Here is a 13,649-nt window from a genome sequence, read left to right as displayed (position 1 = left end):
AGAATGACTGTTGAAGAAATCTTCGCCGCCCTTGAAGGAAAGTTTGACGTCAAGCGCGAACCGCTCGACAAGTGGGGTGTTACGGCTGTCGTTGCTGCTCCCTATCTGCATAACGCAGTCCAGTTCCTCAAGGAAGAATCCGGCATCAAGTTCGATATGCTCGTGGACATTGCCGGTATCGACTACTTGACTTACCCGAATCACGAAGGCCCTCGCTTTGCGGTCTCTTATGCTTTCAAGAGCATGAAGAATCCGGGTGCCCGCATCCGTCTTAAGGTGCTGGTGTCCGAAGAAAACCTCAAGGTCCCGACGATTAGCGACCTCTATGCCAATGCGAACTGGTACGAACGCGAAGTCTATGACCAGTTCGGTGTGATTTTTGAAGGTCATCCGGACCTCCGCCGCCTGTTGAACCACGTTGAATTTGTTGGCCATCCGCTCCGCAAGGATTACCCTGCCCAGAAGCGCCAGTGGCTTTCGACAAACGACTACCTGCTTCCGGAACTCGAAAAGCGTCTCGAAGAACTTGGCTACAAGGTCATCCAGCGCTCTAAGGAAGTGGAAACGAACGACAATGAATTTTTGGAAGGGAGTATCAAGGCATGATCGTATTAGATCCGAATGGCGAAAAGCTGAATTTGATGCCCTTGAACGTTGGGCCTAGCCACCCGGCGACTCACGGTTGCTTGCGCTTCTTGACCGCTATGGATGGTGAAACCATCGTGGCATCTGTCGAAGAAATCGGCTACCTGCACCGCGGGTTCGAAAAGATGGTCGAACGCGGCACTTGGCAGCAAGTTGTCCCGTACACGGACCGCTTGAACTACTGCTCTGCTATCATGAACAACATTGCGTTCTGCCGTGCAGTCGAAAATATGTTCCAGGTTGAAATCCCGGAACGCTGCAAGGTGCTCCGCGTGATTGTGAACGAACTTTCCCGTATCAACGACCACTTTGTGTGCGTTGCTGCTGCGTTCCAGGACTTGGGCGGTACGACTCCGTTCATGTACGCCTTCAATCCGCGTGAAGAAATCATGTGCATCTGGGAAAAGCTCACGGGTGCACGTCTTACGAACAGCTTTGCACGCATTGGTGGCCTCTACCGCGATAGCTATGAAGGTTTTGAACAGGACGTTCTCGCAGCCCTCAATTCAACCGAAAAGGCATTGAAGGACTTGCACGCCTGCTTGGATAGAAACCGCATCTTCCTCGACCGTACGGTGGGCATCGGCAAGATTTCTGCTGAAAAGGCTATCAGCTACGGCTGGACGGGCCCCTGCCTCCGTGCATCCGGTGTTGCCTCTGACCTCCGCAAGGACGAACCGTATTACGATTACGAAACCTACGACTGGGAAGTCGTGGTCGGCACTCAGGGCGACTGCAATGACCGTCTGCAGGTTCGTTTGGCTGAAATTGAAGAATCCGTGAAGATTGTGCGCCAGGCTTTGAAGCGCCTCGCTCCGGGTCCGGTCGATATCGTCGATCCGCGTATCCGCGTGCCGGCTCACAAGCTTGCTTATCAGGATATGGAAGGCCTTATCGGTCGCTTCAAGAGCGTTTACGAAGGCATCCGCGTTCCGGAAGGCGAATACTACTGCGGTTCCGAATGCGCTAACGGTGAACTTGGCTTCACGATTATTTCTGACGGCTCTGGCCATCCGTACCGCATCAAGGTGCGTCCGCCTTGCCTCACGCAGTTTGCTGCATTCCATGAACTCGTCGAAGGCGGTCTCTTGGCTGACTCCATGGCCGTGCTTTCGGGTCTCAACATTATTGCTGGAGAACTTGACCGATGAGAGAACATATTACTGGCGCTGTCCAATTTGTCTCGAACAATCATTTGAAGTTCGACCGTCCGGCACAGCCGATTGATGCATTGCCGGATCCGGGCCAGAAGTTTGGCTATGTGAACAAGCCTGTGCCGCAGCCGCCTACGGCTGAAGTGCTCGCCAAGCTCAATACGCCTGAAATCAAGGAACGCTGCGCTGATTTGCTCAGCCGCTATCCGGTCGGTCAGGCCGCACTTCTTGAAGTGCTTTGGCTTGTGCAGGGCGTGTTTGGCTGGGTGCCGCGTGAAGGTATCCGCTGGGCTGCAAACGTCTGCGGTTGCGCTCCGGCTCATGCTCTTGGCGTTGCTACGTTCTACACAATGTACAACCACGCTCCGAAGGGCAAGTTCCTCTTGCAGTTCTGCCGTAACATCAGCTGCACAATCAAGGGCGCTCCGAGCCTTATCGCTTATGTGGAACATGCTTTGAACATCAAGACGGGCGAAACGACTCCGGATGGTCTCTTTACGATCCTCCAGGTGGAATGCCTCGGTTCTTGCGGTAACGGCCCGATGATGCTCGTGAACGACGACTTCGCTACAGACGCTGATGGCGATGTGCTCACGATGAAGCCGGGTACAAAGCTTACGACCGACAGCATCGACCGCATCCTCAAGTGGTGCTATGCTCATGAAGACAACATTCCGAAGCACGATGTGCTCGGCGGTACGGTGAAGGGCCATTGCGGTCATCCGGGCGCTCCGGGTGCTATTGCAAAGCCGCAGGTTGCTGACTACGCTCCTCCTTCTCCGGTTTTGAATGTCAAGTCCGAAGCTGACGAAACGGGCGCTACCCTCACTTGGAAGGGCGCTCCGGAATTCACGAAGATTGTCGTCGAAAAGAAGAACGGCAATGACTGGGTCGCTGTGGGCGAGCCGGGCGTGAAGGACAAATCTTTTGTGGACCCGAACGGAAAGGTCGGCGACGAATACCGTATGATTGCGACCTCCGGTGAACGTGTTGCTAAACCCTCGGCTGTTGCTGTGACTAAGCAGAAGCCCGCACCGGAACAAAAGGCGGTTTAATTATGGCTGAATGTGTAAAAGTTTGTACGCAGAACTTTGGCAAGGGCGCCCAGGATATCGAAGTCTATAAGAAGCTGGGTGGCTACTCCAACATTTCTGAACGCTTGTTCAACATGAGCCAGTTTGAGCTCATCGATTACGTGCAACGTTCTAACCTCCGCGGACGCGGTGGTGCAGGCTTCCCGACTGGCATGAAGTGGAGCTTTGTGCCGCGTGGTACGGGCAAGCCGGTTTACATTGTCGTAAACGCTGACGAAGGCGAAGGCGGTACCTTTAAGGACCACTTCCTCATGCTCGAAGATCCGCACCGCTTGATTGAAGGCCTTATCATTGCCGCTTGGGCTCTTGGCTCTCGCGCGGCCTACATCTACTGCCGTGGCGAATTCCTCCCGTGCATCGAAGCCTTGAACAAGGCTTTGAACCAGGCTTACGCTGCTGGCTACCTCGGCGAAAACATTTGCGGCACGAAGTTCAGCTTTGATATCTTTGTGCATCGCGGTGCTGGCGCCTACATTTGCGGTGAAGAAACTGCTCTTATTAACTCTCTTGAAGGCCAGAAGGGCCAGCCGCGCTTGAAGCCGCCGTTCCCGGCTGTTTGTGGTGCCTGGAAGTCCCCGACTTGCGTGAACAACGTCGAAACCATCATGTCGCTTCCGTGGATTTTGAGCCACGACCCGAGCGACTACGCCAAGATGGGTACGCCGCGCGCCGGTGGTACGAAGGTGTTCTGCATTTCCGGTGACGTCAAAAATCCGGGCGTGTACGAAGCTCCTCTCGGCACTCCGATGATGACTATGATTAACGATTACGCCGGTGGCGTTGTGGGTGGCAAGCTCAAGGCTGTGCTCCCGGGCGGTTCCTCTTGCGCTCCGCTCACTGCAGAAGAAGCAGCAGTCGCCACGATGGACTATGAATGCCTCGCCTCGATGAAGACGATGTTTGGTTCTGGCGCTATGATCGTGATTAACGATACGCACAACATGGCAGACCTCTTGAATTGCCTCGGCAACTTCTACAGCCATGAATCTTGCGGCCAGTGCACGCCGTGCCGTGAAGGTACAGGCCTCTTGCACCGCATCTTGAACCAGATGGTGGCCGGCAACGGTCACGATGGCGATGTGGAACTCATGCAGAGCCTTTCTAGCGGATTTGGTGGCGTGACGATTTGCCCGCTCTCCATTTCTTTGGGTGGCCCGGTCTCGAGCTACACTGCAAAGTTCCGTGCGGACTTTGACGAATATATCGCTAAGAACCCCGAACACGCAAAACCGCGTATTCAAGAAACAAGTCGTCCTGGAATTTTCTGGTAATAATATGAGTAACTACTACAATATGCCGAAACTCCCGACCGAAGCAAGCCCGAAGGTGGAAATCTTCGTGGATGACAAGGCCGTGATGGTTCCTGGCGATACCAACCTCCTCGAAGCCCTGAAGGCTGTCGGGATTGAAACTCCTCACGTATGTTATCATCCGTATTTGCCGGTGTCGGGTAACTGCCGTCAGTGCCTGGTAGAGCAGGAAGGCCCGCGCGGTCGCATGCTCGTGATTTCGTGCTATACTCCTGTGACTCCGGGTATGAAGATTTATACACCGGCATCCAGCGCCCGCGTGAAAAACGCCCGCAAGGCCACACAGGAATTCATGCTGGTGAACCACCCGCTCGATTGCCCGATTTGCGACAAGGCCGGTGAATGCACCTTGCAGGAAAACTACATGGAAGCAGGCCAGAACGAAGGCCGCCTCCGTCCGGAATACGGCAAGAATTACCACGGCAATCCGGAACATCAGTTCATTGATGCGAAGGGGCAGCTCCGTGGCGGTAAGCATGTGGACATCGGTCCGCGCATTTTGCTCGACGAAGAACGTTGCGTGCAGTGCGACCGTTGCGTACGCTTTATGCGTAGCATCGCGAAGGACGAACAGCTCCAGCTTGCTGGCCGTGCCGACCATACTTACATTACTACCTTCCCGGGCGAAAAGCTCGACCATGAATACGACCTCTGCGTTACGGATGTATGCCCGACGGGCGCCATGACGGCAAAGTACTTCCGCTTCCAGAAGCGCGTTTGGCTCCTTGCCCACACGCCGACGATTTCGATGGACGATTCCCTCGGTGCAAACATCTGGCTTGACCACGCCGATGGCCGCATCTACCGCGTGATGCCGCGTTGCAACCCGGAAGTGAACCGCAGCTGGCTCTCTAACACGAGCCGTCTTGCGTTCCAGCAGTTCGACAAGAACCGTTTGCCGGCAATCGACGCTTCTGCACTCCAGCTGGTTGGCGGTAAGGTCGCCCTCGTTGCTGGTGGCGCTTGCACGAACGAAGACCTCGCCGCTCTCAAGATGCTCAAGGAAGCTCTCGGTGACCGCGCTGAACTCTTCGGTGGTTCCCTCCTCAAGGTTAACGCTCCGGACGGTATCGCCAAGAGCGGTGACCCGGTGGCAAACCGCGCAGGCATGCTGCTCATGGGTTTTGCAGATGTTGCAGAACTCCTCAAGCGCGCAGGAGAATTCAGCAACCTCATCACGGTGAACGCTGACCTCTACGGCGAAGACGCTGCTGCAGCTAAGGCTCTCGATAAGATTTCGAACCGCATCGCCCTTTCCGCTTTCGATGACGCTACTGCCAAGAAGGCGAAGGTCGCTTTCGGTATCCGCCACTGGAGCGAAGTCCAGGGTACGATGGTCAACAGCCTCAACATCTTGCAGAAGCTCTCTGCTGCTCCGACTTGCCCGGATGAAAAGCTTGCCCCGGCTTACGAAGTGATTTCCGCTTTGGCTGGCAACAAGTTCAATTCGGCTTGCGAAGCTTTCAAGAAGGCTCGTGAATACGTGCCGGCTTTCGCCGACATTACCTATGATGCCATCAAGAGCACAGGAAAGCTCCTGGGAGGTAACGCATAATGGATATTATTGAATCCAAAACCTGGATTGAATGGGCAATTACGATTGCGAAGTTCGCTTTCTGCTTCGTACCTGTCCTTTACATCCTCCTTTTAATCCCGATGGAACGTCGTGGCGCGGGCTTCATGCAAGACCGTCAGGGCCCGAACCGCTCCTACATCAAGATCCCGTACTTCGGCAAGATCCGCTTGCTCGGTTACGTGCAGAACATGTGCGACGGTACGAAGCTCTTCTTCAAGGAAATGTTTGCACCGGCTGGCGTGAACAAGCTCCTTTACTATGTAGCTCCGGCAATCCCGTTCGCTATCGTGTTCCTCTCTCCGTGCGTGATCCCGTGGTTTGGACCGATGATCTTTGACTGGGGTGGCGAAACGGTTCGCATTGCAGGTTCCATCATCGATTCCGATGTGGGCGTGCTCTTGCTCTTCGGTTTCTCCTCGATCTCGGCTTACGGTGCCATGCTCGCTGGTTGGGCTTCCAAGTCCAAGTACAGTTTCTTGGGCGCTCTCCGTACGAGCTCCATGACCATCAGCTACGAAGTCTGCCTCGGACTTTCGCTCATGGGCATTTTGCTCCTCGCCGGTTCTTTCAACCTCACGGACATTGTGCAGTGGCAGGAAAATCACGTGTGGGGCATCGTTGCCCAGCCGGTCGCATTCTTCTGCTTCCTCATTGCAAGCATTGCTGAAACGGGCCGTGCTCCGTTCGACGTCGCTGAAGGTGAACCTGAACTCGTTGCCGGTTACCATACGGAATATGGTGCTATGCAGTTCGGTCTCTTCTACATGGGCGAATACTCGCACATCTGCATCAACAGCTTCCTCATTGCAACACTGTTCCTTGGCGGTTATGCCGTTCCGTTTGTGACGACCGAAACGATGCAGGAACACATGGGTGGCTCCCTTGCCATTCTCTGTGGCGTGCTCGCTTTCATCGCTCTCGCTTTCCTCCACATGATTTACCGCTATTCCAGAAAGCTCAAGGCAACGAATCTTACAAACCGCTTTGAAATTCTCAAGGAATACAAGCTTTACAAGATTGTGGCCTGGGTCGCTGCCGCTGCATTTATTGCTCTCGGTGTTTGCGCCTGGTTCTTCTACAATCCTGAAAACTTCGTGGTGAACGGTCTCGCTGTCGGTAGCTTTGCAACCGCAGTCGGTACGGCACTCATCCACTTGCTCGTTCTTGTGGCAAAGAGCCTCATCTTCTGCTGGGTCTGGATTTGGGTCCGCTGGACGCTCCCGCGCTTCCGCTATGACCACGTGATGCACCTCGGCTGGAAGATTATCTTGAATATCGCCCTCATCAACCTCGTGGTGACTGCGGTCATTGCAAAACTTTTAGGGGGTAACTAATGCGCGTTATTAAGCAAAAACCGATGACCGTCATTGAACGCCTTTACATTTTCGAGGCGATTCGCGGTCTGTGGACAACCCTTAAGCATGCGGCTCGTGGCTTGTTCCGCTATGAAGAACTTCCGACGATTTCTTATCCGGAAGGTCAGCCCGAAATCCGCAATACCTACCGTGCCAAGCACCGCTTGATGCTTCGCCCGGATGGTACGCCTCGCTGCGTGGCCTGCGGCATGTGCGCTGCGGCTTGCCCTGCCCACTGCATCTTCATCGAGGCAACGCAGAGCGATGACCCGCGTATCGAAAAGCGCGTGATGCGCTTTGACATTGACCACTTGACTTGCGTGTTCTGCGGTCTTTGCGCAGAAGCTTGCCCGGTCGATGCCCTCCGCATGGATACGAAGCAAATCATTTTCGAACACCGTTCCCGCGAAGATTTCGTGGCTCACCTTTACGATCTCACCAACTGGGATCCGAAGGATTACCCGAATGACGAACAGAGCCAGATGGCTCCGGGCGGTACAAAGAATGCCGAGGCCCGCAAGGTCTGGGGCATGGAGGTCAAATAATGCTTGCATTGATTTATTTCATTGTCCTCGCAGTAATCGCAGTCGGCAGTGCCGTTTGCGTGCTCCTCTCTAGACACCCGCTTTATGGCGCCCTCTCGCTGGTCGCCTCGATGGTGTCTCTTGCCGGTATCTACGGTCTTCTCGGAAGCCCGTTCCTCGGCGTCGTGCAGATCATGGTCTACGCAGGTGCAATCATGATGCTCCTCACGTTCGTGATCATGGTCTTGAATGGCGCCCGTGACTCCCACACGCCGATGTTTGACAAGGTTTCGCTCTTTGTGATTCCTGCCGTCATCGTGCTTGCTGGTCTCGTGGGCTTTGCCCTCGTCCGCGCCCCGATCGCCTTTGATGCTGCAACGGTTCGCGGTTCTGTGGCAATCACTTCCAAGACTCTCTTTGATGTAGCTCAGAGCGGCCCTGGTTACTTCGTGCTTTTCGAAGTCCTCGGTGTGCTTCTGCTTTCTGCCATGGGTGCCGCAGTGCTTCTCGCCAAGAAGCGCCTTGGTTCTGTGGAATCCGAAAAAACGGAGGATAAACACTAATGGAACTCCAAGCTATATATGTTCAGATCTTGGCCCTGGTCATTTTCGCCATCGGCCTCATGGTCGCGGTCTCTCGCCGCAATGTGTTCTTTGTGCTGATGGGCGTTGAACTTGCCCTGAACGCCGTGAACCTCTCTTTCGTGGGCTTTGCAAAGACGCTCCCTGCGGAGGCAAGCATTGTGGGCCAGGTGGTTCCGCTGTTCTCCATCGCAGTCGCTGCCGCTGAAGCTTGCGTCGGCCTTGCTATGGTCATTCTCATTTTCCGCAACCGTGAAAGCGTTGACGCCGACACGTATTCTAACATGAAGGGGTAATAAGCAATGATTTCTCTTGGTTTGATACCTCTCTTCCCGTTGTTGGGATGCATTATCCTCGGTGCTATCGCCGTCATTTCTTCGGGCAGCAAGAAGGGCCCTGCTGAAGGTTTCGTTGGAACTCTCGCAGTCCTCTTCCCGGCTCTCTCCTTTGCAGGTGTTGCTCTCCTTTCGCTTAACATGCCGGAAGGCGGCGTTCGTGAAACGCTCTGCAACTGGATCGACATCCCGATGTTCCGCGTGGATATCGGATTCCTGTTCGATGGTCTTTCCCGCATCATGCTCTTGTTCGTGACGGGTATTGGCTCCCTCATCGCTCTCTACTCGATCGGTTACATGCACGGCGACCGCGGCTTTGCCCGTTACTTCGCCTACATCAACCTCTTCTTGTTCAGCATGATCGTGCTCGTGCTCTCGGACAACTTGCTCCTCACGTTCCTCGGTTGGGAAGGCGTGGGCCTCTGCTCCTACCTCCTCATCGGTTTCTGGAACAAGGATATCAAGAACTGCCATGCCGCTAACAAGGCTTTCATCGTGAACCGCGTGGGCGATATCGGCTTCTTGCTCGGTATGCTCTGCCTCGTGACGATTGGTGGCTCTGCTATCCTCAACTACGATGTGCTTTCGAACTTCATCAGCATGGTCATCAGCGGTAACCACGTTGACCTGGTTATCCCGGTTCTCTCTATCGCTGGTATCCTCTTCTTCATCGGTTGCACGGGTAAGTCTGCTCAGATTCCGCTCCTCACCTGGCTTCCGGATGCTATGGCGGGTCCGACTCCGGTTTCTGCCTTGATCCATGCCGCAACGATGGTGACTTCTGGTGTCTACTTGCTCGCCCGTCTCGGCAGCATGTTTGCCCTCCTCCCGGTGGTGCTTGACATTATCGTGGTGGTCGGTATGCTCACTGCTTTCTGGGCTGCAGTTGCAGGTCTCTTCCAGAACGACATCAAGAAGGTGCTTGCTTACTCTACCATTAGCCAGCTCGGTTACATGTTCATGGCTTCTGGTGTTTGCGCCTTTGACGCTTCTATCTTCCACGTGTTTACGCACGCCTTCTTCAAGGCTGCACTCTTCCTAGGCGCTGGTGCCGTGATTCACGCTCTCTCGGGCGAACAGGACATGCGCAAGATGGGTGGTCTTTTGAAGAAGACTCCGGTGACTGCCTGCGTGATGATTTTTGCGTTCCTCGCGATTGTAGGCTTCCCGGGCTTCTCTGGTTTCTGGTCCAAGGACCTGATTCTCGAAAAGATTTTCATGAGTGGCACGATGGGCCAGGCTGTTTACGTCGTGGGTCTCATTACGGCTGTGATTACCGCTGTCTACATGGGTCGCCTCATTATCCTTACGTTCTTCGGTAGCTACCGCGGTTCTAAGGAAAGTGAAGAACACATCCACGAAGCTCCGGCTGTCATGCTCATCCCGATGGTGATTCTCGCTTTCGGTGCTGTGTTTGCCGGTTACCTTTGGGCTGATTCCATCGGCATCAAGTTCTTTGCCGAAACGCTCGCTCCGGTCGTTGGCGCCGCTCAGGCTTACAACACTCCGGCTGTGGTTACTCACGTGAACCCGGTGGTCTTTGCCGCTCTCGGTACGGTGGCTGCACTTCTCGGTATGTTCATCGCTTACAAGATTTACGCCAATGCCCGTATCCCGGCTGCTAAGGGTAGCTCCGCTCCTGAAGGTGGCAAGGCTACGTGGACGTTCCTGTTCGATTCCATCCACAAGTACGTGGGTATCATCCCGGTTAACGTGCTTGCATGGATCTGCGATGTCGTTGTCGACAAGATTCTCGCGGCTGCCCAGTGGACGATTGGTGCAATCGCAACGATTCTCGGTGACGGTGCCGCCTCGTTCCAGGTGCGCAAGGTTCGCCTCCAGATTGCCCTTAGCATTCTTGGCCTGGTGGCGTTGTTGGCTATTGTTATTTTGACTGGAGGTACTCTCTAATGCTGTTACATCTCCTTGTCCTCGCCCCGTTCGTTGCCGCCATCCTCATGGTGATGACGTCCAAGGAAGACTCCAAGTCTTCTTCCCGCCTTGCCATTTTGATGGGTATTGGCTTTACGGCCATGTCTGTCGCCTTGATTGCAGGCGGTAGCGTTTCGACGGAAGCTATTGAATGGTTCCAGATTCCTGGCTGCAAGGGACCTGTCTACTACTACCTCACGAGTCACGGACTTGCCTCCTGGATGGTGTTCCTCTCCAGTGGCCTTTCTCTCGTGTCCTTGATTTCTGCTCGTGGAATCACTTGCAGAAGCTATCGCAACTTCGCTATCGGCATCTTCTCCTTGATGGGCGCCATGAACGGCACCTTCCTTGCGGCTGATGCAGTGCTCTTCTTCTTCTTCTTCGAAGCCATGGTGATTCCGGCTGCGGTTCTCATCGCTGGTTTCGGTGGCAAGGACAGAATGAAGGCTGCGATGACGTTTGCGATTTACACGTTGGTCGGTTCTGCTCCGATGATGGTCGCTCTCTGGTACATCTTGACGATTGCCGATAACTCGACGCTCATCTCGCTCGCCGTTGCTGTCCAGGGCCTCCCGGAAGGAACCCAGAACGTGCTTCTCGTGTGCTTCCTCTTGGCATTCCTTGTGAAGACTCCGATTTTCCCGTTCCACGGCTGGCAGGCGATCACTTACGCCGAAGCTCCGGCTCCGCTCTCTGCAATCCTCACGGGTGCAATGAGTAAGGCCGGCGTGTTTGGCTTTATCGTCTGGATCCTCCCGATTTTCCCGCTTTCGATGAATGCTGTCTCTGGCTTGATGTGGCTTGGCCTCTTCACGGCAGTTTACGGCGCTCTCATGGCTCTCCGCGCAACGGATGGCAAGAAGCTCCTCGCTTTCAGCTCCATGGGCCATTTGGGTCTCGCTGTGGCTGGCGTATTCAGCCTCTCCGAAGCTATGCTTCCGGCTGTGCTCGTGTTGCTCGTCGCTCACGGCATTTCGGCTGGCGCTCAGTTCTACCTCATGGGTATTGCAGAACGCATGGCGGGTACGCGCGAACTTGATAAGCTTGGCGGTCTTTCTTCCAAGAATCCGGTGTTCTCGACGCTCTTTGGCTTTGCCGGCGTGATGGCTCTCGCTGTTCCTGGTACGGCAGGCTTTGTCGGTGAATTCTCCGTGCTCCTCACTTTGTGGGACATGGGCCCGCTCCCGGCTCTCGTGGCAGGTTTCACCTTGATACTTTCCGCTGCATACATGCTCCGCTTTATCCAGAAGGTCATCTTCGGTAAGCAGGCTCGTGAATACGAAGAAGGCCGTCGCACGATGCCGCTCGAAGGCGTTAGCATCGGTGTGATGCTCTTGCTCCTCCTCGTGTTCGGTTTCCACCCGGCATACGTGACGGATACCCTCAACGAAGCTGATGTGAACGAAGATCCGGCTGCAGTTCAGGTGCTAAACAATGCCGCCCTCAATAACGGCGAAGCTCCGATGACGGCTGAAGAAATCCACCAGCTGGATTCGACGCTTGCCGCAGCAGGCTTCAAGGATGACGAACGCGCTTCGATCATCGCTCAGATGAAGGGCGACGCTTCCGCTGATGCAAAATCTGAAAAATCTGTGAAGGAGGCTTCCGATGCTAAGTAATCTTGTTTATCTCTTGCCGGTGATCTTCGTGGTCTTGGGCGGCATGGTGGCTCTCGCTGCTGAACCGTTCTTGCGCGACGAAAACAAGCACAAGGTTCTTCCTTGGGTGGCTGCTTTCTTCATTGCTCTTAGCGTTGCCGCTTTGTACTACGCAAAGACCGAAGCTCTCTTGAACCTTTACGCGATGGACCCGGTTCGCCGCGTGCTCTGCATGGCTATCCTCCTCTGCGGTTTCCTCGGTATTTCGGGCCTCCAGTGGACTCTTGGTCGTGAACAGTTCAAGGGCGGTGAAGCTTATGGCCTCATGATGCTTGCTACTAGCGGTGCTATGCTCATGACTCAGGCTATCGACTTTGTTGCCTTGTTCATTGCTATGGAACTCACGAGCTTCCCGATTTACGCTCTCGTGGGCATCCGCCGTAAGGACGTGAACGCTAACGAAGGCGTGTTCAAGTACTTCGTTTCGGGTGCTGTTTTCTGCGCCATCTTCCTCTACGGTGTTTCGCTCATTTACGGTGCAACGGGCTCGACGCATTTCTGCGGTCACGTGCTCGAAGGCCGTATGGCAATCTACAGCGTCGGTATGCTCTTTGTGATTGCTGGCCTCCTCTTCAAGGCTGGTGCAGCTCCGCTCCACTTCTGGGTGGCTGACGTCTATACGGGCGCCTCTGTCGCTGTGACGGGCTTTATGGCCGCTGTCGTGAAGGTCGGTGCTCTTGCCGCTCTCGGTACGGTCTGGGTAAGCGTTCTCGTGACGCGCTCCGGTGCCGAAGCTGTGTGGAACCTCGCCGAAAAGGTGACTGTCGCAAATCCGTCTAAGCCGCTCTTCTACGTGGTTTTGGTTGTCGCAATCCTTTCCATGGTGATTGGTGCATTTAGTGGCCTTGCTCAGAAGTCTGTGCGTCGCATCTTGGCTTTCTCTGCCGTGATGAACGCTGGCTTTATCGTGATTGGTCTCTTGGTCCCGAATTACCTCGGCAAGGGTGAAATCCAGATGGGCCCGATGTTCTACTTCCTCATCACTTATGCGATTGCCTCTGCAGGCGCCTTGACGGGTATTGCCTACATGTCGGGCAAGGATGATTGCAAGGAAAATCTCGAAGACCTCCAGGGTGCTGGTCGCCGTCGTCCGTTTGTGGCTCTTGGCGTTGCCGTTTGCCTTGCTTCTCTCGCTGGCCTTCCGCCGGTTGCAGGTTTCCTTGCCAAGTTCACGCTGTTCACCGAAGCCTTCAATGCTGACCTCGGCTGGCTTGCCGCTGTTGGCTTTGGCCTCTCCTTGGTGGCTGCGGTTTACTACCTCCGCATTGCCTACGTGCTCTTTGCCCCGGCAAAGGACGACAAGTGCTGTGGTGGCGACCATATCTGCTGCAAGTCGAACTACGCATACGTTTACTTGCTCCGCTTTGCTGTTGCCGTGTCCGCTATCGCACTCCTCGTGATTAGCGCTCGCCCGGCACTTGCATTGATCGGCTAGTAAATCACCATTACCAAATTGAAAAACGTCCCGGCTGAATAAGTCGGGAT

At 54.8% G+C, this 13,649-nt stretch carries 12 protein-coding genes; all 12 read left to right on the top strand.

From position 1 onward, the window contains the following. The first annotated feature begins 3 nt into the window (after nt 1-3). The 12 genes from B9Y77_RS06915 to B9Y77_RS06860 are packed head-to-tail and all read left to right on the top strand — an operon-like array spanning nt 4 to nt 13,599. A complete protein-coding gene (locus tag B9Y77_RS06915; RefSeq protein ID WP_085490969.1) occupies nt 4-606 on the top strand; it encodes an NADH-quinone oxidoreductase subunit C in 603 nt (200 codons plus the stop codon). Next, the gene (locus B9Y77_RS06910; protein ID WP_085490968.1) at nt 603-1,796 is read left to right on the top strand and encodes an NADH-quinone oxidoreductase subunit D; all 1,194 of its coding nucleotides are present in this window, start codon (nt 603-605) and stop codon (nt 1,794-1,796) included. Before B9Y77_RS06915 ends, B9Y77_RS06910 begins: the two co-directional genes overlap by 4 nt. Continuing rightward, on the top strand, nt 1,793-2,854 hold the full coding sequence (locus tag B9Y77_RS06905) for an NADH-quinone oxidoreductase subunit NuoE family protein (protein ID WP_085490967.1): 1,062 nt from the start codon (nt 1,793-1,795) through the stop codon (nt 2,852-2,854). Before B9Y77_RS06910 ends, B9Y77_RS06905 begins: the two co-directional genes overlap by 4 nt. A gap of 2 nt (nt 2,855-2,856) precedes the next feature. Continuing rightward, the gene (gene nuoF, locus B9Y77_RS06900; RefSeq protein WP_073423386.1) at nt 2,857-4,164 is read left to right on the top strand and encodes an NADH-quinone oxidoreductase subunit NuoF; all 1,308 of its coding nucleotides are present in this window, start codon (nt 2,857-2,859) and stop codon (nt 4,162-4,164) included. Between the two features lie 4 nt (nt 4,165-4,168). After that, nucleotides 4,169-5,758: an NADH-quinone oxidoreductase subunit G gene (locus B9Y77_RS06895; protein ID WP_085490966.1), complete on the top strand. Its 1,590-nt coding sequence runs from the start codon at nt 4,169-4,171 to the stop codon at nt 5,756-5,758. Further along, nucleotides 5,758-7,113, top strand: a complete 1,356-nt coding sequence (locus tag B9Y77_RS06890) for a complex I subunit 1/NuoH family protein (protein WP_085490965.1) — start codon at nt 5,758-5,760, stop codon at nt 7,111-7,113. The genes B9Y77_RS06895 and B9Y77_RS06890 overlap by 1 nt, the downstream gene beginning before the upstream one ends. After that, the gene (locus B9Y77_RS06885) at nt 7,113-7,679 is read left to right on the top strand and encodes a NuoI/complex I 23 kDa subunit family protein (protein ID WP_015732213.1); all 567 of its coding nucleotides are present in this window, start codon (nt 7,113-7,115) and stop codon (nt 7,677-7,679) included. The genes B9Y77_RS06890 and B9Y77_RS06885 overlap by 1 nt, the downstream gene beginning before the upstream one ends. Beyond that, complete coding sequence (locus B9Y77_RS06880; protein WP_014546782.1) at nt 7,679-8,221, top strand: NADH-quinone oxidoreductase subunit J family protein; 543 nt, start codon at nt 7,679-7,681, stop codon at nt 8,219-8,221. The genes B9Y77_RS06885 and B9Y77_RS06880 overlap by 1 nt, the downstream gene beginning before the upstream one ends. Continuing rightward, on the top strand, nt 8,221-8,535 hold the full coding sequence (nuoK, locus tag B9Y77_RS06875) for an NADH-quinone oxidoreductase subunit NuoK (protein WP_085490964.1): 315 nt from the start codon (nt 8,221-8,223) through the stop codon (nt 8,533-8,535). Before B9Y77_RS06880 ends, nuoK begins: the two co-directional genes overlap by 1 nt. Before the next feature lie 6 nt (nt 8,536-8,541). Then, nucleotides 8,542-10,485, top strand: a complete 1,944-nt coding sequence (gene nuoL, locus B9Y77_RS06870) for an NADH-quinone oxidoreductase subunit L (protein WP_085490963.1) — start codon at nt 8,542-8,544, stop codon at nt 10,483-10,485. After that, entirely contained in the window at nt 10,485-12,125 is a 1,641-nt protein-coding gene (locus tag B9Y77_RS06865; protein WP_085490962.1) for a complex I subunit 4 family protein, read from the top strand. The genes nuoL and B9Y77_RS06865 overlap by 1 nt, the downstream gene beginning before the upstream one ends. After that, a complete protein-coding gene (locus B9Y77_RS06860; protein ID WP_085490961.1) occupies nt 12,115-13,599 on the top strand; it encodes an NADH-quinone oxidoreductase subunit N in 1,485 nt (494 codons plus the stop codon). The genes B9Y77_RS06865 and B9Y77_RS06860 overlap by 11 nt, the downstream gene beginning before the upstream one ends. The last annotated feature ends 50 nt before the right edge of the window (nt 13,600-13,649 follow it).

This window comes from Fibrobacter sp. UWB13 (assembly GCF_900177805.1).
In the GTDB taxonomy this organism is placed as follows: Bacteria; Fibrobacterota; Fibrobacteria; order Fibrobacterales; family Fibrobacteraceae; genus Fibrobacter.
Note: the sequence above shows the minus strand (reverse complement) of the source record. Positions and strands in the feature narration are given on the sequence as shown.

Bases quoted from the DNA above. Each gene is read 5' to 3' on its own strand.
- nuoL (WP_085490963.1), top strand. From the start codon at position 8,542: ATGATTTCTCTTGGTTTGATACCTCTCTTCCCGTTGTTGGGATGCATT.
- B9Y77_RS06860 (WP_085490961.1), top strand. From the start codon at position 12,115: ATGCTAAGTAATCTTGTTTATCTCTTGCCGGTGATCTTCGTGGTCTTG.
- B9Y77_RS06885 (WP_015732213.1), top strand. From the start codon at position 7,113: ATGCGCGTTATTAAGCAAAAACCGATGACCGTCATTGAACGCCTTTAC.
- nuoK (WP_085490964.1), top strand. From the start codon at position 8,221: ATGGAACTCCAAGCTATATATGTTCAGATCTTGGCCCTGGTCATTTTC.
- B9Y77_RS06880 (WP_014546782.1), top strand. From the start codon at position 7,679: ATGCTTGCATTGATTTATTTCATTGTCCTCGCAGTAATCGCAGTCGGC.
- B9Y77_RS06905 (WP_085490967.1), top strand. From the start codon at position 1,793: ATGAGAGAACATATTACTGGCGCTGTCCAATTTGTCTCGAACAATCAT.
- B9Y77_RS06910 (WP_085490968.1), top strand. From the start codon at position 603: ATGATCGTATTAGATCCGAATGGCGAAAAGCTGAATTTGATGCCCTTG.
- B9Y77_RS06895 (WP_085490966.1), top strand. From the start codon at position 4,169: ATGAGTAACTACTACAATATGCCGAAACTCCCGACCGAAGCAAGCCCG.
- B9Y77_RS06915 (WP_085490969.1), top strand. From the start codon at position 4: ATGACTGTTGAAGAAATCTTCGCCGCCCTTGAAGGAAAGTTTGACGTC.
- B9Y77_RS06865 (WP_085490962.1), top strand. From the start codon at position 10,485: ATGCTGTTACATCTCCTTGTCCTCGCCCCGTTCGTTGCCGCCATCCTC.
- nuoF (WP_073423386.1), top strand. From the start codon at position 2,857: ATGGCTGAATGTGTAAAAGTTTGTACGCAGAACTTTGGCAAGGGCGCC.
- B9Y77_RS06890 (WP_085490965.1), top strand. From the start codon at position 5,758: ATGGATATTATTGAATCCAAAACCTGGATTGAATGGGCAATTACGATT.